Origin of the sequence: Propionivibrio sp. (assembly GCF_029255185.1) — a bacterium.
Taxonomy (GTDB): Bacteria; Pseudomonadota; Gammaproteobacteria; order Burkholderiales; family Rhodocyclaceae; genus Propionivibrio.
The window spans coordinates 25,782-43,545 of the sequence record NZ_JAPUVO010000091.1; the positions used below are offsets into that span (position 1 = coordinate 25,782).

General features: G+C 56.7%; 13 protein-coding genes, 1 tRNA gene and 3 pseudogenes. 9 read left to right on the forward strand and 8 right to left on the reverse strand.

The features are described 5' to 3' along the window. Window positions 1–121 precede the first annotated feature (121 nt). Window positions 122–3,307 carry an EAL domain-containing protein gene (locus Q1J43_RS07015; protein ID WP_301101721.1) on the forward strand — a complete coding sequence of 1,062 codons (3,186 nt, stop codon included), beginning with the start codon at window positions 122–124 and terminating at the stop codon, window positions 3,305–3,307. A 119-nt stretch (window positions 3,308–3,426) separates the two neighbouring features. On the opposite strand, the gene Q1J43_RS07020 is transcribed toward Q1J43_RS07015, so the two are convergent. Further along, window positions 3,427–4,035, reverse strand: a complete 609-nt coding sequence (locus tag Q1J43_RS07020) for a 5-formyltetrahydrofolate cyclo-ligase (protein ID WP_301101722.1) — start codon at window positions 4,033–4,035, stop codon at window positions 3,427–3,429. A gap of 43 nt (window positions 4,036–4,078) precedes the next feature. On the opposite strand from Q1J43_RS07020, the gene Q1J43_RS07025 reads away from it, so the two are divergent. The 4 genes from Q1J43_RS07025 to Q1J43_RS07040 are packed head-to-tail and all read left to right on the forward strand — an operon-like array spanning window position 4,079 to window position 8,903. Continuing rightward, window positions 4,079–6,022: a lytic transglycosylase domain-containing protein gene (locus Q1J43_RS07025; RefSeq protein ID WP_301101723.1), complete on the forward strand. Its 1,944-nt coding sequence runs from the start codon at window positions 4,079–4,081 to the stop codon at window positions 6,020–6,022. Window positions 6,023–6,060: 38 nt separating this feature from the next. Beyond that, a complete protein-coding gene (locus Q1J43_RS07030; protein WP_301101724.1) occupies window positions 6,061–7,023 on the forward strand; it encodes a complex I NDUFA9 subunit family protein in 963 nt (320 codons plus the stop codon). A 23-nt stretch (window positions 7,024–7,046) separates the two neighbouring features. Then, complete coding sequence (locus Q1J43_RS07035) at window positions 7,047–7,667, forward strand: glutathione S-transferase family protein (RefSeq protein WP_301101732.1); 621 nt, start codon at window positions 7,047–7,049, stop codon at window positions 7,665–7,667. Window positions 7,668–7,682: 15 nt separating this feature from the next. Next, the gene (locus tag Q1J43_RS07040; protein ID WP_301101725.1) at window positions 7,683–8,903 is read left to right on the forward strand and encodes a multifunctional CCA addition/repair protein; all 1,221 of its coding nucleotides are present in this window, start codon (window positions 7,683–7,685) and stop codon (window positions 8,901–8,903) included. A 108-nt stretch (window positions 8,904–9,011) separates the two neighbouring features. On the opposite strand, the pseudogene Q1J43_RS07045 reads toward Q1J43_RS07040, so the two are convergent. Further along, a pseudogene (locus tag Q1J43_RS07045) lies at window positions 9,012–9,425 on the reverse strand (transposase); the annotation flags it as partial. Window positions 9,426–9,487: 62 nt separating this feature from the next. On the opposite strand from Q1J43_RS07045, the pseudogene Q1J43_RS07050 reads away from it, so the two are divergent. Continuing rightward, window positions 9,488–10,833, forward strand: a pseudogene (locus Q1J43_RS07050) (ISKra4 family transposase). Here Q1J43_RS07050 and Q1J43_RS07055 read toward each other — a convergent pair. Beyond that, window positions 10,829–11,537, reverse strand: a pseudogene (locus Q1J43_RS07055) (IS4 family transposase); the annotation flags it as partial. The pseudogenes Q1J43_RS07050 and Q1J43_RS07055 overlap by 5 nt on opposite strands. A 216-nt stretch (window positions 11,538–11,753) precedes the next feature. On the opposite strand from Q1J43_RS07055, the gene Q1J43_RS07060 reads away from it, so the two are divergent. Beyond that, window positions 11,754–11,827 (forward strand) — tRNA-Gly (locus Q1J43_RS07060). A 15-nt stretch (window positions 11,828–11,842) separates the two neighbouring features. On the opposite strand, the gene Q1J43_RS07065 is transcribed toward Q1J43_RS07060, so the two are convergent. The 5 genes from Q1J43_RS07065 to Q1J43_RS07085 form a co-directional block, all read right to left on the reverse strand. Beyond that, on the reverse strand, window positions 11,843–12,643 hold the full coding sequence (locus Q1J43_RS07065) for an amino acid ABC transporter substrate-binding protein (protein WP_301101726.1): 801 nt from the start codon (window positions 12,641–12,643) through the stop codon (window positions 11,843–11,845). A 258-nt stretch (window positions 12,644–12,901) separates the two neighbouring features. Then, window positions 12,902–13,630, reverse strand: coding sequence for an amino acid ABC transporter ATP-binding protein (locus Q1J43_RS07070; RefSeq protein ID WP_301101727.1), 729 nt, complete (start codon window positions 13,628–13,630; stop codon window positions 12,902–12,904). A 34-nt stretch (window positions 13,631–13,664) separates the two neighbouring features. Continuing rightward, the gene (gene gltK, locus Q1J43_RS07075; RefSeq protein WP_301101728.1) at window positions 13,665–14,345 is read right to left on the reverse strand and encodes a glutamate/aspartate ABC transporter permease GltK; all 681 of its coding nucleotides are present in this window, start codon (window positions 14,343–14,345) and stop codon (window positions 13,665–13,667) included. 1 nt (window position 14,346) lies between these two features. Next, window positions 14,347–15,084, reverse strand: a complete 738-nt coding sequence (locus tag Q1J43_RS07080; RefSeq protein ID WP_301101729.1) for an amino acid ABC transporter permease — start codon at window positions 15,082–15,084, stop codon at window positions 14,347–14,349. Between the two features lie 154 nt (window positions 15,085–15,238). Beyond that, entirely contained in the window at window positions 15,239–16,138 is a 900-nt protein-coding gene (locus Q1J43_RS07085) for a glutamate/aspartate ABC transporter substrate-binding protein (RefSeq protein ID WP_301101730.1), read from the reverse strand. A 364-nt stretch (window positions 16,139–16,502) separates the two neighbouring features. Between Q1J43_RS07085 and Q1J43_RS07090 the strand changes: the two genes are divergently transcribed. Both Q1J43_RS07090 and Q1J43_RS07095 read left to right on the forward strand, forming a co-directional pair. Then, window positions 16,503–17,360 carry an efflux RND transporter periplasmic adaptor subunit gene (locus tag Q1J43_RS07090; protein ID WP_301101731.1) on the forward strand — a complete coding sequence of 286 codons (858 nt, stop codon included), beginning with the start codon at window positions 16,503–16,505 and terminating at the stop codon, window positions 17,358–17,360. 210 nt (window positions 17,361–17,570) lie between these two features. Beyond that, window positions 17,571–17,764: hypothetical protein (locus Q1J43_RS07095; protein WP_301100292.1), on the forward strand; the 194-nt coding region annotated here is incomplete at its 3' end.

Genomic DNA, 17,764 nt, shown 5'->3' on the forward strand with positions numbered 1-17,764 from the left:
TTAAAGTGCCGGACTGAAGCACATGATCACGCGCAAGAACGCTAGACAATTGGCAAGCTGACCTACAGTCAAACAGGGATTCAACAAAACATTGGTCACCCATCTTCGTGCGACGCTTCGAATGACATTCTCCAGACAATCCCCCTTCCGCCGGCATTACCGGCTGCTGATTCTTGTCATCGTTGGACTGCTGGGGCTAGTTTCCACGGCCTGGGTGACACGAGAGATGATCAACCGTTCGAATGATCGGGTGGAACAGCGTTTCCTGCGTGACGCCCAGGAGCGTGCCGATTTGATCGTCGACGCTTTTAGCGAACCGCTCAAGCAATTCACTGTCCTGCAACGCCTGTTTCACAGCGTTGGCAAGGTCGACTGGCCGGTCTTCAAAAAATTCGTCGAGCCGATGCTTGGTCAGCCCGGAGTACGCAGCTTTGGCTGGATGCCGGCCGTCAATGCCGCTGATCGAGCTCAGTTTGAACAGAGCGGGCGACGTCTTTGGGGCAACGATTTTGCCATCAGCGAGCGCGATGCCGATGGCAATCTATTTCCTCTTAAGGCGCGTGAGCGGTATTACCCGGTTTTCTTTGTCTTGCCGGTCGACGTCAATCGCCAGGCGCTTGGGCTGAATCTTCATGCGGCAGCTAATCGCGGTCCGGTCATCGAGCAATCGATTGACACCGGAGGGCAAGCCGCCAGCGGAGTAAGCCAGTTGATTGTCGACAAGCAGAAACAAGTTACCGTGGCCATCATGGCTCCGGTCTATCGCGACGGCACAGTGCCGGCAACGCGTGATGAGCGGCGCGCCGCAGTGCGTGGCGTGCTGTTCTGCGTGCTCGATGTTGGCGATTTGTTCGATGCAGTCAATTCCGCGGTAGCGCGAAATGGTTTACACGTTAGCCTTCTCGACCAGACCTTGCCGGCAGACAGACGACTCATTCATCGTTGGGTGCCCAAGGCCGGCGAAGAGGCTTCGCCACGCTCCGGCATTGCGCTGTCCTATAGCCAGGAGTTCGAACTGGCGCGCAATCTATGGACGGTAAGGATTGAAGCGGGCCCCGCCTGGCTGGAGGCCAACGCACCAGGCAATGTCGTTTATGTCCCCCTGGTCGGCGTACTGCTGACCTTGTTGCTGCTCGTTTATTTACACCGACTCCTTGACCGCAGTGCGCTCGCTGATTCGCTGGAACATAGCCATGAAGACGACCTGAAACAGCGGCGAGCAGCCGAAGCCTGGGCCAACAAGCTGTCCCTGGCGGTCGAGCAGAACCCGGCATCGATTTATATTACCGACCTTACCGGTCGAATTGAGTACGTTAACGAAAAATTTATCGAGACTTCGGGCTACTCGCGCGCCGAAGCGATTGGTCAGGACGCGCGCATCATGCAACCGGGCTTTGCCGACCAGCCCATCTATCAGTCCTTGTGGGCAAGCATTGAGGCTGGGCAGAACTGGCAGGGAGAGTTGCAAAGCGAGCGGCGCGACGGGACGCAGTGCTGGGATCGCCTGCTGGTCTCGCCAATCAAGAATCACGAAGGAAAGGTCACGAACTACGTGATGATCAAGGAGAACATTACCGAGTTGCGCCAGGTGATGCTTCGTCTCCAAGAAAGCGAGGGCCGTTTTCGCGGGGCCATGTCGGTGATGGTTGAGGGGCTGGCGATCATCTCGCCGGAAGGGAGCTTCCTTTTCGCGAATCGAGTCGCCGAAGAATTGCTGGGTTTCGCCGAGGTCGGTCTGCAGGGTCATCGGCTTGAAGACATCGGGCTTGAGCGCTTGCACGAAGACGGCACGCCCTATCTTTACTCCGAGTACCCGACGACCATCACCCTGCGCGACGGTTGCGAAGTGCGCGATGCGGTGGTGGGTTTGCGCTCCACGGACGGTAATCTTCGCTGGTTGCAGGTCAACACCGCACCGCTACGCATCGGCGATGAAGTGCGCTGTGGGGCGGTGTTGACCTTCTCAGACATGACCGAGCGCCAGGCGACGCAGCAGCGGATCGAGTTTCTTGCCCATCACGATCCGTTAACCGGGCTGCCCAACCGCCTGCTGCTGCGTGACCGCATGGCTCAGGCACAAGCCCTGGCTGCGCGCACGCAAAGTCGCGTCGCCCTGATGTTCCTTGACCTCGATCGCTTCAAGACGATCAACGATTCGCTCGGTCATCCGGTGGGCGATGCCATGCTCAAGGAGGTGGTTGAGCGGCTCAAAAGCTGCGTGCGTGAGTCGGATACCATCAGTCGTCAGGGAGGCGATGAATTTATCATTCTCCTCAACGATGTGCGTGATAGCGAGGCAGTGGCGCGTGTCGCCGACAAGATTCATCAGCGCATGGGCGAGCCAATCATGCTCGGCAACCACTCGCTGATCACGTCGTTCTCGATTGGCATTGCGCTATACCCCGACGACGGCGATGAATTCGACGCTCTGCTGCAGAAAGCCGATACCGCGATGTACCACGCCAAAGAGGCTGGCCGCACTGGGCATCGCTTCTTTACCGAGCAGATGAACCTGCAGGTGGTCGAGCACCTGACGCTGGAGACCCAGTTGCGGCAAGCGCTAGAGAACAAGGAATTTATTTTGCATTACCAGCCACAACTGGACCTGCATGAAGGCGGGATCATCGGTGTCGAGGCGCTGATTCGCTGGAACAGTCCGGACAATGGCTTGATATCGCCAGCCCGCTTCATTCCGGTGGCCGAGGATTCCGGAATAATCGTGCCGATCGGCGCCTGGGTGCTAGTGGAAGCCTGTCGTCAAGCACGTGCCTGGCAGGATGCTGGTCTGCCGCCCTTTGTGGTGGCCGTCAATCTTTCGGCCGTGCAGTTCAAGCGTCAGGACCTGGTAAATACCGTGATCAACGCGCTAGTACTTTCTGATCTGGACGCGCAATGGCTTGAACTCGAGCTGACCGAATCAATCCTGATTCAGGATGCCGAAGTTACCCTGGATTCAGTACGCCGCCTGAAGGCACTGGGCGTGCGGTTGTCGGTCGATGATTTCGGCACCGGCTATTCAAGCCTTGCCTATCTGAAGCGCTTTGCCGTCGATAAGCTGAAGATTGACCAGTCCTTTGTCCGCGATTTGGTGACCGATCCGGACGATGCAGCCATTGTTCGCGCCATCATTCAGATGGCGAGCAGCCTGAAGCTCAAGACGATTGCCGAAGGTGTCGAAACCGAGGAACTGGCTAACCTGCTACGCATATTTCACTGCGACGAGATTCAGGGCTACTGGTTTGCGCGACCGATGCTGGCAGACCAGTTGGAAGCCTTCGTGCGAGCGCATCAGGCGAAACAAAACTAGGCTCAAAACCTCTCACCGCAAAGGCGCAAAGATCGCAAAGAAAACAAGAAAGAGCCAAGCTTTTGATGTTCTTTGCGGCACTCTGCGTCCTTCGCGCCTTTGCGGTGAGACTGTTTGGGTTAATCGAACTTGAACACCCCGGCTTCGCTGACCATTGCGTTTAGCCGGACATCATGCGGCTCGGGGCGGATCGAGTCCACTCGCGCCAGTTCGAAGCCGACGCCGATGCACAGGGGAGCAGGCTTGAGCGCAGCCAGCGTGCGGTCGAAGAAGCCGCCGCCATAACCGATGCGGTAGCCGTCGGAATCAAACGCATTAACCGGGAGTAGCAGGGCTTGTGGCAGCAGAAATTCGCCGGCGGCTGGCGTCGGAATCCCGTAGCCGTCGGCAATCAGCGCGCTACCCGGCGTCCACGCCCGGAAGGCGAGTGCGGTGTCGACGGCGAGAACTACCGGCAGCAGCGCCGCGAATCCAGCCTGACCAGAGTCAAGCCAGGTCGTCATCAACGGCCGTAGATCCGGCTCATTTTTTACCGGCCAGCAAAAACCAACGCGCATCCCGGCCAGTTGCGGGAAGTGCGTTTGCAACTGCGAGCAGATCGTCGCTGAAAGACCCGCACAGACGTCTGCTGATAGCGCCAGGCGACGATCCACGAGCCGCTTGCGCAGCGCACGACGATAGTCGGCGCGCTGGGCCGGGGTCATTTCTGGCGGTGATCCAGCGCTCATGTGGTATGCTGAAAGTCAGTGTTTACGGGGATTCCAGCTTATCATGAAGTTTCGTCTTGCAGTTTTTCTCCTTGCCTTTCCTTGCCTTATGGCACATGCGGTGGGCGGACCGGCCAACGCCGACGAGCGCTTTCTCGCCGCGCGTGACGCGGCCCGGGCAGGCGATCGCGCCAAGTTAGAACGCATCGCGTCCGAATTGCAAGGCCATGAGCTTGCCGCCTACCTTGAATACTGGCGGCTTCTGCTTGATCTGAACACCACCGATCCGGCGACAATCAAGAACTTCCTGTCGCGCCACGAAAAAAGCTATATCGCCGACAAGCTACGCTCTGACTGGCTCAAGCTGCTCGGCAGAAAACAGCAGTGGGCCGAATTCGATGCCGAGTACCCGGAACTCGTCCAAGCGGATCAGGAGCTTTCCTGTTATGCCTTGCAGAGCCGCCGCGCGCGTGGCGATGCGAAGGTTCTTGACGAGGTGATGCCGCTCTGGCTGAACCTGATCGAACCTCCCGAATCCTGCTATCCGGTTCTCGAAGCGCTGATTCTGGAAAAACGAGTGCTGGCCGACCAGGTCTGGGCCCGTATCCGGCGCCAGTTTGAAGCCAACAGGTTGGCTGCCGCGCGCTACAGCATGAACTATCTGCCACCCAGCCAGACACCAGATGCCCGCACCGCGCTCGCAGTGAGTGATACGCCGCTACCGTGGCTGGTCAAACTGCCGCCAAGCCTTGCCGGTAGCCGGATGAATCGCGAACTGGCGGTGCTGGCCATCAGCCGCATTGCGCGCAATGACCCAAACATAGCGTCTGACCAGTTGAACAAGATAGCGAGTCGTTTGCAGGCCAGTGAAAAAGCCTGGGCGTGGGGCCAGATTGGCTGGCAGGCGGCTCAACGACACCTGCCGGAGGCGCTTGAATGGTATCGAAAAGCCGGTGACACACCGCTTTCCGACGAGGTGGCGCAGTGGAAGGTACGCGCCGCATTGCGCGTTCAGGACTGGGGAACAGTGCGCTCGACGATTGAAAAAATGCCGCCCGAACTCGCTGAGCAGGCGCCCTGGGTCTATTGGCTGGGGCGCGCCTACCGTGCCGGCGGACGCCTTGGGGACGCCAATACACTGTTCGCCAAAATTGCCGGACAGTCGAATTTCTACGGTAATCTGGCGGATGAAGAGCTGGATCGGGTGATCATGACGCCGCCCCGGGCAGCTTCGCCAACACGCGAAGAGAACGCCCAGGTGGCGGCTAATCCGGGCGTACAGCGTGCTCTCGCGCTGTTTCGCCTCAGTCTGCGCAGCGAGGGGGTCAAGGAATGGAACTGGGCACTGCGCGCCATGAGTGATCGTGAACTGCTGGCGGCTTCGGATATTGCCCAGCGCGCCGGCATTTATGATCGTGCCATTGCCGCTGCTGATCGCACCAGGAACGAACACGACTATTCGCTGCGCTACCTGTCGCCGTACAGCGAGCAGGTGCGCCCAGCGGCAAAGAGCCAGGCCCTTGACGATGCCTGGGTTTACGGCCTGATGCGTCAGGAGAGTCGCTTCGTGACCAATGCCAAATCAACGGTCGGTGCGTCCGGCCTGATGCAACTGATGCCGGCGACAGCCAAGTGGGTGGCCAAGAAAATTGGCCTCAAGGATTTTCATCAGAGCCAGGTGAATGATACCCAGACCAACGTACTACTCGGCACGACCTATATGCGGTTGGTCATGGAGAGCCTGGACAATCACCCGGTGCTGGCCTCTGCGGCCTACAACGCCGGCCCCGGTCGCGCCCGCAAATGGCGTGCCGATCGTCCGCTGGAAGGAGCGGTCTACGCCGAGACCATTCCGTTCAACGAGACGCGTGATTACGTGAAGAAAGTAATGAGCAATTCGGTCTACTATTCGGCGCTGTTTGACGGCAAACCGCAATCACTCAAAAGCCGGCTCGGCATTATTGGGCCGCGCACGACTCTTGATCCAAAGGGTGAAGAATTGCCGTAGAATCCGCACTTCGAAACGTATTCAATCGTCAGGGTGCTATGGAGCTTAAAAAGGTACTGTTGATTGGCGGAAGTGGTTTCGTCGGCAGTTGGATCGCCAACCGGCTTTCCGAGCGCGGAATTCGCGTCACTATCCCGACTCGGCATCGCGACAACACCAAACAGTTGATTTTGCTGCCAACGGTTTATACGGTTGAAGCCGATGTGCATGATCCGCAGGCGCTAGCCTCGCTGGTGCACGGCGTCGATGCCGTGATCAATCTGGTCGGCATTCTGCACGACAAGGATTCGAGCCAGCCTTACGGCAAGCGGTTTGCCGCCGCCCACGTCGAGTTGCCCAGAAAAATTCTCGCTGCCATGAAGCAGGCCGGGGTGCGTCGCCTGGTGCATATGAGCGCACTCAAGGCCGCGTCTGATGCGCCATCGGCCTATCTGCGCTCGAAGGGCGACGGCGAAGCCATGGTGTGCGCGGCCGGTGGGGAATTCGATATCACCGTATTCCGTCCGTCGGTCATCTTCGGCCCCGGCGATGCTTTCCTCAACACCTTCGCCACCCTGCTCAGGCTCTTTCCCATCCTGCCGTTAGCCGGCGCCGCCGCGCGCTTTCAGCCGGTTTATGTCGGTGACGTGGCCGATGCCTTTGCCGGGTGCCTGGGCGATCACGCCACCTTTGGCCAGATCTATGAACTGTGCGGTCCCAAGGTCTACACCCTGCGCGAACTGGTCGAGTACACCGCCAGCCTGATCGGCAGGCGCCCTCTGGTGATCAAGCTGCCCGACACTCTGGCCCGCCTGCAGGCGTGTATGCTGGGACTGCTGCCCAATCCGCCGATGTCACTGGATAATCTGCGTTCAATGCAGATCGACAATACCAGCAATGGTCATTGCAACTACCCTGACTGGCATCCCAAGCGTCTGGAAGCGGTAGCTCCAGCCTACCTTTCTGCACTCAGTCTGCAACCGCGTCTTGACGGCTACCGCTGTCGTGCAAGGCGTTCATAGCGTTCATAGGAAATTTTCTAATGTTGAAACTTGTCATTGGCAACCGTAACTACTCGTCATGGAGCCTCCGGCCCTGGCTGGCCATCAAACAGGCCGGACTGCCCTTTGAAGAAATAGCCATTCGCCTCAACGAAGCCGGGACCAAGGCGCAGATCTACAAGTATTCGCCTTCGGGCAAAGTGCCTTGCCTGATCGACGGCGATCTACTGGTCTGGGATTCGCTGGCGATTTGCGAATATCTTGCCGAGAAATCGCCATCCCTGTGGCCATCCGACGCCCGGGTTCGGGCCGAGGCGCGCTCTGTTTCTGCCGAAATGCACGCCGGTTTCAGTGCTTTGCGCCAGAGCATGCCGATGGAGATCAACGCCTCGAAGCCCTATGACGAGCGCACGGCCGAAGTGCTGGCCGACATCGCACGCATCGTTGCCATCTGGGAAAGCTGCCGCCGTCGTTTTGCCGCGGAAGGCCCCTTCCTGTTTGGCCGTTTTTCGATTGCTGATGCGATGTTTGCCCCCGTCGTCTGGCGTTTTAAGACCTATGCTGTTGAACTTCCTCCAGCCTCGCGTGACTGGGTTGAAGCCATCTGCGGGCTACCGGCCATGCAGGAATGGCGGGCCGGTGCGCTGAGCGAAACAGCCAAGTAGGCGCTCGCCGGCGCCATGCAGATCTTCACGGTCGGCGGTGCTGTCCGCGATGAGTTGCTTGGCCTGCCAGTGCAGGATCGTGACTACGTGGTCGTCGGCGCTTCACCCGAAGAAATGCTGGCGCGTGGCTTTAAAGCAGTGGGCAAGGATTTCCCGGTCTTTTTGCACCCGCAGACGCACGAGGAATATGCACTCGCCCGCACCGAGCGCAAGTCCGGCCACGGCTACACGGGTTTCGCCTTTCACGCGGCGCCTGAAGTCAGTCTCGAAGACGACCTGGCGCGTCGCGACCTCACCATCAATGCCATCGCCCGTTCCGCTGATGGCGTACTGACCGACCCCTTTCACGGCGTCGCCGATCTTGAGGCGCGCATACTGCGCCACGTCGGACCGGCTTTCGTTGAAGACCCAGTGCGTATTCTGCGCATCGCCCGCTTCGCCGCGCGGTTCACTGATTTCTCCGTAGCGCCGGAAACCATCGACCTAATGCGCCAGATGGTGAGCAGCGGCGAGGCCGATCATCTGGTCGCCGAACGAGTCTGGCAGGAGCTGGCCAAAGGCCTGATGGAAGCGAAACCCTCACGCATGATCGCAGTGCTACGCGAATGCGGTGCCCTGGCGCGCCTATTGCCCGAACTCGACCGCCTGTTCGGCGTGCCGCAGCGCGCCGATTTCCATCCGGAAATCGATACCGGCGTGCATGTCATGATGGCGCTTGATCATTCAGCCCAGTACGGCTATGCCTTGCCGGTCCGCTTCGCCGTACTCCTGCACGATCTTGGCAAAGGCTTGACGCCAACTGCGGAACTTCCCCGCCACACAGGGCATGAGGCGCGTAGCGCTAAGCTGGTCGACGAAGTGTGTGCACGCCTCAAGCCCCCGGCCGAGTGCCGCGACCTGGCCCGCCTGGTGGCACGTTATCACGGCGACATTCGCCGTGGCCCCGAACTGCGCGCTGCAACCATTACCAGACTGCTGGAAAACACCGATGCCTTGCGTCGACCGCAACGCTTCAAACAACTCCTTGAGGCCTGCACCTGCGACCACCATGGCCGCCTGGGCTGGGAAGAAAAGACGCCCCTCGGGGCAGGGCTGTTTCTCAGGGCGCTGGATGCAGTACAGGCAGTTAATGCGGCAGCGATTGCGCACAGTTGCAGCGATTCGTCACAGATCCCCAAGCGCCTGCACATGGCCCGGGTGGCAGCCGTCAAACAGATTTTGACGCTACCTGACTAATTTTTGAGGACGACCCACGATGAAACGGAAAGAGAAACCCCGGCAATCCGTAGTTGCAGCGGAAAGTCCGGGGTTTTTGTTTTTATGGGTAACGACACTGCTGTCCGGTTAAATCATGAATAGATTCAGTTGGTTGCATGGCACACCCTCTGGGGGAATGTACTCGCTGGCTGGAAAGGCTTGCTGCAAGGGCATCTTCTCGAAAAGGGTGACCGACATAATCTGTAGCAAAGTGTAGAGCGAGGCATCCAATTGCAACTTCTTTTTGATGATGGCGACGAGCACATAAACCGATACGGCGATCCAGATTTGCGTCTTGACCGCATTCTCCGAGGTTCCGAAAAACCGTTTGATCCGCAGATGCTGCTTGATCCACTTGAAGAACAGTTCGACCTGCCAGCGGTTCTTGTAAAGCGCGCAGATCGTCATGGCCGGCAAAGTCACCTGGTTGGTAATGAAGATGAGCGTCTTGCCGGTGTCGGGATCGTTGAAGCGAACCCGGCGCAACTGAGCAGGGTAGTCCGGGTGCGATTCAAACTGATGTGGAGTAATCTCGCCCTATCCACCACCCAAGGAGTTTCGACATGACCGATCTGTTATTGAGTGATGCGGAGTTTGTAAGAAGATTGAGTGCGCATCCTGATCTGCGAAGTCGAATGGAGTCGTTGCTGCTGTCGGTCGAAGATGAGACAGGGGATCTGAAGAGTGCCGATGCGGCTGAAATGCGGGTTATTCAGGAAATGCGTCAGACCGGCAAGGTTGCGCTTCAGTCCTGGGCCAAACGGCAAGTGGACAAAACTTCGCAAGAAGTCAAACAAACCGCTGGCGTATGGAGCGAGGGTAAAAAAACTCTGCTGGCACACCACCTTTTGCGATATCAGCATCGACGAGCCCCAATACCGGAAGGGCAGCAAAAGAGTCCGCCCGTTTGCGCAAAGTGCTGGGGTCAGCAACCGTGGCTGCTCGGGCCCGCTCCAGCGCGTAGTGACCGATTTCGGTGCTGACCAACCCTTTGCGCAGGCCATGGATAAGGTCGTTGAACACTACGGCGTGATGTTGAGTGAAAGCACCATTGCCCGCATCACCGAAGGTCATGCCCAAGCGATATTTGAGGCAAACCCGCCGGCGCAGGGCTGGCCTACCCAACCGGGGATCAGCACCGCAATCATTGTGGAAACAGATGGTGGCATGGTGCCCATCGTAGAGATTGATGAGAAGCGGGCCGACAAACGCAAAGGCAAGAAGCTGCTGTGGCGCGAGGCAAAATATGTCTTGCACACACGCAGGGGAGTAAAACACTGACCTTTGGCGGCACGTTACAGGGTGATGTTGACGCGGTCGGGCAATGCCTTTTTGACTGTGCGATCCAGGCTGGCTTTGGCACAGACACGCCGATCCATGGCGTCGGCGATGGCGCGCCATGGATAGCCGATCAGATTGAGAAGAGATTTGGCGCGCAGGGCAGCTACCTGGTCGATTTCTTTCATGCGTGCGACTACCTGGGTGCTGCTGGGAAGGCCATCCACCGCGATGAGCAGGCGCAAAAACGTGGATGGGCGAGCAGAAAACCCGGCTCAAAACGAGCCAAGCCAACGCAGTACTGCACCAACTGCAAACGCATCTTGAATCCCCTGCGGTACAGGACAGCGAGGCACCGGTGAGGCAGTGCCACCGCTACTTCAATAACCGACCAGGCCAACTCAATTATCAAGACGCAATCGAGCGCGATTTGCCCATTGGTTCCGGTGAAATTGAAAGCGCCCACCGCTACATCGTCCAACAGCGCATGAAGCGCCACGGCGCTTGGTGGCGTGCGGACAATGCCGAGCATATGCTGGCGTTGCGGCTCAATCGCGCAAACCGACTCTGGGACACCTATTGGCAGCAAATTTCAAAAAAACAGCATGATCAACTTGCCACATCAGTTTGAATCGCACCCGAGTAGTCTTGCTGCGTATAAAAACCATCCAACGCAATGTGCTGATCGCAGATGATGCCAATGGTTCTGTCCGTCGGCATCGAGTAGACGCGATGCCACTTCATGTTCGACTTGGCCCGCGTGACGAAGAAGGCCCCGGCCAGATGCAACGCATGCAAACGAGCGAAATCGACGTAGCCGTGATCCATCACGTAGATGGCCCCGGCCTCCAGTTCCAGCAGGTCGAGCAAGGTGTGCATCTTCACCTCCGCTTTGGTGGTACGAAAGTGCGCCCACGGAAACACCGACAGGCACAAGTCGATGGTCGTCGAATCCAAGGCATAGACGGTGTTGGTCAGATCGAGCCCCAAGTCTTCGCTCAGATACAACTCGCGAGCCTGAATGATCAGGCGTCCGGCAAAGGTCTCCCAGATGCGCCAGTCGCGCGACTCGTTCGCGTCCGCCAAGGTCGATTTGGCTACCGGTTCGCGAAACCCCATGTGGTAAAGCTTGGCCGCTTGGGCCAGCAAGCAGGCTTCGATATCCCGCAGGCTCTCGCGGTACGTCAGCTGCGCAAAGGCCATCGCTCGGAATTGTTCCGCGCAGGTCAGCGACCGCACTCCTTTGTCGCCACCATGACGCGCCACGATCCGATGAAAGGTCTTCCACGGCAGAAAGTCCATGATCTGGGCGAACAGCGTCTTGCCGGTGTTCATTGCAGTCTCCGAGCCAAAGCTCGGAATTCTGCGGGAACCTCAGTTTTAATTTCAAATCGGAGACACCCATCGTTGCTCGGCAACCATTGTCATTCATGGCTTACAGCAGTTCACCCTTCAATTTAACCGGACAGCAGTGATCTTAAAGTGTAAGCAGTGAACTTGCAGCGTCCTCGTGTGAACTTTGGCCCGTCTACGTTAGAATGACGGTGCTCTGCGGGCGTCGTATAATGGCAATACCCTAGCTTCCCAAGCTAGAGCCGTGGGTTCGATTCCCATCGCCCGCTCCATTAATCCAATAACCTTTATTCTGGTATCCAGTCGGTTGGTACCTTGAATGAGTCACGCAGCATATAGCTCATTGGCAGATTGAGGTTGATCTGTTGCGGTGGGATCGGCGATTCAAACCATTTGCGATAGATGGCGTTGATTTCACCTTGCAGGATGATACGAATGACTTCGTTATCAACCACTTTCTTGAAAGCCCAATCATCTTTGCGCAGCATGAGCGAGAGCGGCTCGACGGTCAGTGCGTCGCGAGTAATCACATACTTGGCGGGGTCTTTGGAGGCTGCTCGCAGGCTGTAGAGCAGCACGTCGTCCATGATGAAGGCATCAGCTTTGCCCGCTTCAAGCGTGGAAAAGGACTCGGCGTGATCCTTGCCGAGAACAAGAGCTGTGCGTAGCGATCGAGCCAAGTTAAGTTCGTTGAAAAATTTTTCACTGCTGGTTCCCTTGGTGGTAACCACCGTTTTCCCAGCCAGATCGTAGATCGACTTGATAGCGCTCGTTTCGCGAGTCATCAGGCGTGTCGCGGCAAAAAAAGTCGGAATGGTGAAGGAGACAATTTTGCGCCGCTCTGCCGTGGCGGTTGTTGAGCCGCACTCCAGGTCAATATCGCCGGAAATCAACGCCTGTTGACGCGAAGCTGACGTAACTGGAGTGAACTTAACGGCAAGGTCTGGGCGTTTCAATTCGCGCCTTATCGCCTCCACGACTTTCATGCAGATGTCAATCGAATAACCAATTGGCCGTCGACGTTCGTCCAGATAGGAGAACGGCGCTGATGAATCACGATAGCCTAGCGTGACGCTACCTGACGCCACCACCTTTTCCAAGGTGCCGACCGCATGGGCTGAACACGACAAGAGAATAATTAATATGGCGCAACAGGCGCGAATGAGGCTGGCGATGGCAGTTACTCCTCTCTGAAAATACGTTCTTCACGATCGACTCCTCTTACTGCTCGGGCTTCATTCAGAAAAGTGTTGCGAGGGTAGTCGATAATTGCTGTACACCTGCGCTGGAAGCAACCAGTTTGTAAACAGAGCCTTGGTCTCAAATTTGGGTTACGACAATAGAAATCAGTGATGCAATATTTTTGCCAGAAACTGCTGCGCTCGCTCTGAACGGGGGTTAGCAAAAAAGGCGTCCTTGAGGTCGTCCTCGACGATGTGACCGTGATCCATGAAGACGACCCGGCTGGCGACGCGTTTGGCAAAACCCATTTCGTGCGTGACACACATCATGGTCATGCCTTCCTGCGCCAGTTCGGTCATGACATCGAGCACCTCGTTAATCATTTCGGGATCGAGCGCCGAGGTGGGTTCGTCGAACAACATGCAAATCGGGTCCATGGCCAGCGCACGCGCAATCGCTACCCGCTGCTGCTGTCCACCGGAGAGTTGTCCCGGATATTTCAGAGCTTGGACTTTCAGCCCAACGCGGTCAAGCAGCTGTATCCCCTTCTCATCGGCTTCGGGCTTGTCACGTCCCAGAACCTTGATCTGGGCCACGGTCAGATTCTCGACAATCGACATGTGCGGGAAGAGTTCAAAATTCTGGAAGACCATGCCAACGTGTGAACGCAACTTCGGCAAATCGGTCTTCGGATCGCCGACCGACACACCATTCACGGTAATCTCGCCGGACTGGAACGGTTCCAGACCATTCACGCATTTGATCAGCGTGGATTTTCCCGACCCGGAAGGGCCGCAGACAACCACCACCTCGCCTTTGTTCACGTGAGTCGTACAGTCGGTCAACACCTGAAAGGCACCGTAGTGCTTGCTGACCTTGTTTATCGCAATCATCTGAGGTTCTCCTGAGAACGTTTTTCAAACGGCCTCAAGCCGTCTTAAGTTTTTTCTGGTAGTAGCGCACCAGTTGCGAAACGGTAAAGCAGAGCACGAAATAGACCGCGCCCGCAAAAAGAAGCATCTCGACCAAGCGCCCATCTCGATCACCGACCTTGTAGGCCGCACCGAAGAAGTCGGCTAGCGCCGAGACATAAACTAGGGATGTATCCTGAAACAGGATGATGCCTTGCGTCAGCAGCAAGGGCACCATATTGCGGAAAGCCTGTGGCAAAACGACCAAGCGCATCGATTGCCCGTAGGTCATTCCCAGCGCGTTAGCCGCCGCCATCTGGCCTTTGGAAACTGATTGGATGCCGGCACGGATGATTTCTGAATAATAGGCGGCCTCGAACAACGCAAACCCGGCAATCGCCGACCCCAGCCGCATGTCGCTGCCGCGCGGGAAACCGAAAATGCTTTCGAGCATATGCGGAATCATAAGAAAGAACCACAACAGCACCATAACCAGCGGCACAGCGCGGAAGAGATTGACGTAACCGGCGGCAAACCAGGAAAGCGCGGTAACCGACGAGAGCCGCATCATGGCCAGCAAGGTCCCCCAGACAATGCCGACAACAATCGCGATAGCTGTGATCTCTAGCGAAATATACATGCCCTGCACGAGAAAAGGCAGGGCGCCGGGAATAGAGGACCAGTCGAATTCGTACATATCACTTGCCTCCGATATAGCCGGGTACCCGCACATGGGCCTCTAGCCAGCGCATAGAGAACATCACCACTACGTTGATCAGCAAATAAGCTAACGTCACAGCGATAAATGATTCATAGGGCTGCGCTGTGTAATCGACGAGTTGCCTTCCCTCAGCAGCAAGCTCAAGCAGGCCGATCGTTGAACAGACGGCAGAATTTTTAAAAATATTAAGAAATTCCGAAGTCAGCGGCGGCACGACCAGACGAAAAGCCATGGGCAACATTACATAGCGATAGGTCTGCGCCAGAGTAAAACCGATGGCCAGACTGGCGTTTTTTTGACCGGGCGGCAAGGAACTGATTCCGGATCGTACCTGCTCGGCAACCCGGGCGCTGGTAAACAAGCCCAGGCAGATCATTGCGGCCAGAAATTGCTGAACAACCGGATTGCTTTGCTTGTAGGCATTGCCAAGACTGGCGGGCAATAGCTCCGGCAACACAAAATACCAGAGAAAGAGCTGGACCAGAAGGGGGATGTTGCGAAACAGTTCAACGTAGGCCATCGCCAAGCCGGACAGAACCTTGTTCGGAACAGTGCGCAAGACACCGATAATCGAACCCAAGAACAGTGCCATAAGCCATGCCGATAGCGACAGGCCAATAGTCATCTTGAAACCGTAGAACATCCAGCCTAGATAGGTGTCATCTCCCGTCGCAGATGGCTGAAGGAAGACACCCCAATTCCAGCTATACCCCATGACGCTCTCCACAAAACCAGAACTGTCGAAAACCCAGCACCAACAGACAATCGAAGAGGAAGGCGCTTACACACTCGATTTTCATAGCCTACACCCGAAAATCGTGCCTGCTTGCGCCTTCCCGACCAGACAGCCCGCCTTGCCTGTCGCTATATCACTCGAAAGCCTTATCGTTCGGTGCTTTGTAAAGTGCCTTCATTTCATCTGACAGCGGCATGTTTAGATTGAGCCCTTTCGGAGGAATCGGTGCCATGAACCACTTGTTGTAGATTTTGACCGCGTCGCCCGAGGCCATGACGGAAGCAATTGCGCTATCGACCACCTTTTTGAACGCAGCATCATCCTTGCGTACCATGCACCCGTAAGCTTCTTTCGATTGCGCGGTGCCTACCACATCCCAATCCGCCGGGCGCTTGGCTTTCGCCGTTTCACCGTAAAGCAGCGCATCGTCCATCATGAACGCTACGGCGCGACCGGTTTCCAGAGTCAGGAAGGATTCGCCGTGATCTTTGGCTGAAATCACGTTCATGCCCATCTTTTTGTCTTCGTTCATCTTGCGCAGCAGGCGCTCGGACGTCGTTCCTGCCGTTGTCACCACGTTCTTACCCGCCAGATCGGGGAAGTCTTTGATCCCCGAATCCTTTTTCACCATCAGCTTGGTGCCGATGACGAAGATCGTATTCGAAAAAGCCACCTGCTTCTGGCGTTCGGTGTTATTGGTTGTCGATCCGCATTCAATATCGACGGTGCCATTCTGGATAAGGGTGATACGGTTGGCCGAAGTTACCGGCATCAGCTTGATCTCGAGCTTGTCCAACTTCTGGTCGGCCTTGATGGCTTCGACGGCCTTGAGCATGAATTCCTGCGAGTAGCCAATGACCTGTTGCTTGTCATCGTAATAGGAGAAAGGTATCGAAGACTCGCGGTGACCGAGCGTGATAACACCGGTTTCCTTGATCTTTTTGAGTGTGCCGGCGTCCTGTGCAAAGGCCGGGGCCGAGAGCAGGGTGGTAGCGACCATGGCTAGCATGGCCAAACGAGGCGAGTTTGTCATTATCATCCTTAAAGTGCGTTGTTAATCGGGAGGAACGGCGCTTGTGGCGGTGCGGTATGGCAATTGTAGCGTCTTGAAGTTCCATGTCGACTTAAAAATGTGTCTAGCAGTTCAGCGAATTTAGTGTCAAGCACGACACCACCTGCCACACCGAACCTTTCGGTTTAGGTGATTTGCTATCGACAGGGTTAATATACCATGATAGATTGGCCGGGTGAACCTGCGAAGCTCGAAGAATTTTTAAAATGTATCCGCCCTGCATCGGCCTGACGGTAAAGGCAGCTTTGCCTTGCGCTGGATTAGCGCCGAATTGGTCCATTAAAAGCCTTGGCATTTCCTGCGCCCTTCTCCCAATTCGATAAACATGCCTTCTTCCAGAAGCTTGGCTAACCTCATTCGTTGTGTCATCACGGGATTTTTGCTCGTCTTGTCGCCTGCATCCTCTTCCTTTGCCTCTTCGTTTAACTGCCTTATTGAACCTGTCCAGACGGTTGAATTGGCTAGTCCGGTGGTCGGGCTGCTGGTAAAAGTTCTGGTAAAACGTGCGGACCGAATCAGTAAAGGTCAGGTACTTGCGGCACTCGAATCACGTGCGGAAGCAGCCGCTGCCGAGTTGGCGCGCTTCAAATCGGAACAGATTGGCCCGACACGTATGGCTGAAAGCAAAATCGAGTTCGCCAAACGGAAATTCAACCGGCGGCAGGTCATGGCGAACGAAAAGCTGATGTCGGCCCAAGATAGCGACGATGCTGAAGCCGAACTCAGACTGGCTGAATCCGAACTCAAGGTTGCCACCGAAAACCGGCAGATCGCGCGACTGGAACATCAACAACAGAGCAGCCTGCTCAATCTGCGTACCATCAGCAGTCCGTTCGACGGCGTCGTGGTCGATCAAATGGCCTATCCCGGCGAAGTGGTCGAACCGGGTGCAGCCAAGAAAGCAGTCTTGAAGGTGGCACAACTTGATCCGCTGCGCGTCCACGTCGTTCTGCCGAAGGATGTCTTCAGCAAAATTGCGCTGGGCATGGCCGTCGAAGTAGTGCCTGAAATTCCGGCCAATGGGCATTACACGGCCAAGGTCAAATCCGTAGATCGGATGATCGATGCGGCCAGCGGCACTTTCGTCGTGCTGTTGGAGATGCCCAATAGCAAGCTGGAAATCCCGAGCGGTGTCAAATGCAAGGCCAATTTCCCTGGAATTGCGGGCGGGGCTGGAAAATAACATAGAAAGTTAGCAGGGGAACGTGACGTCCTAACATGACAATTTTCGTCAAATAGTGACATTAACCGCGTGCGGTTAACGGTCCGCTTTATCCGGTTGCTCCTCCCACGCCCCTTGTTTTCAAAGGGTATGATTCTGGCACGGAACTTGAGTGTGTAACCAGGCCGTCCTGCATCATGCCGGTGATCGGTAACCTCAAGGAGCATTTCCATGCGCAACGCCATCGACAAGAACGACCGTCCAGACCGTCTTCGCAACCTGACCCTGTCGCCGCTCATGTCGGCCCTGCTGCGGACCTTTGGTCCTGCGCAGTGGCAGGCGCGACCGGGGCAGGCGGCGGCTCGACCGGCGCCGCGCGCGCCGCAGATGCCGGCGATCCGCTTCGAAGCGCTGGAACCGCGCGT

Excerpts from the sequence above, each read along its gene's own strand:
- Q1J43_RS07020 (WP_301101722.1), bottom strand. The coding sequence starts at position 4,035 with ATGAGCGCTGGATCACCGCCAGAAATGACCCCGGCCCAGCGCGCCGAC.
- Q1J43_RS07015 (WP_301101721.1), top strand. The coding sequence starts at position 122 with ATGACATTCTCCAGACAATCCCCCTTCCGCCGGCATTACCGGCTGCTG.
- Q1J43_RS07070 (WP_301101727.1), bottom strand. The coding sequence starts at position 13,630 with ATGATTGCGATAAACAAGGTCAGCAAGCACTACGGTGCCTTTCAGGTG.
- Q1J43_RS07080 (WP_301101729.1), bottom strand. The coding sequence starts at position 15,084 with ATGGGGTATAGCTGGAATTGGGGTGTCTTCCTTCAGCCATCTGCGACG.
- Q1J43_RS07090 (WP_301101731.1), top strand. The coding sequence starts at position 16,503 with ATGCCTTCTTCCAGAAGCTTGGCTAACCTCATTCGTTGTGTCATCACG.
- Q1J43_RS07085 (WP_301101730.1), bottom strand. The coding sequence starts at position 16,138 with ATGACAAACTCGCCTCGTTTGGCCATGCTAGCCATGGTCGCTACCACC.
- Q1J43_RS07030 (WP_301101724.1), top strand. The coding sequence starts at position 6,061 with ATGGAGCTTAAAAAGGTACTGTTGATTGGCGGAAGTGGTTTCGTCGGC.
- Q1J43_RS07025 (WP_301101723.1), top strand. The coding sequence starts at position 4,079 with ATGAAGTTTCGTCTTGCAGTTTTTCTCCTTGCCTTTCCTTGCCTTATG.
- Q1J43_RS07040 (WP_301101725.1), top strand. The coding sequence starts at position 7,683 with ATGCAGATCTTCACGGTCGGCGGTGCTGTCCGCGATGAGTTGCTTGGC.
- gltK (WP_301101728.1), bottom strand. The coding sequence starts at position 14,345 with ATGTACGAATTCGACTGGTCCTCTATTCCCGGCGCCCTGCCTTTTCTC.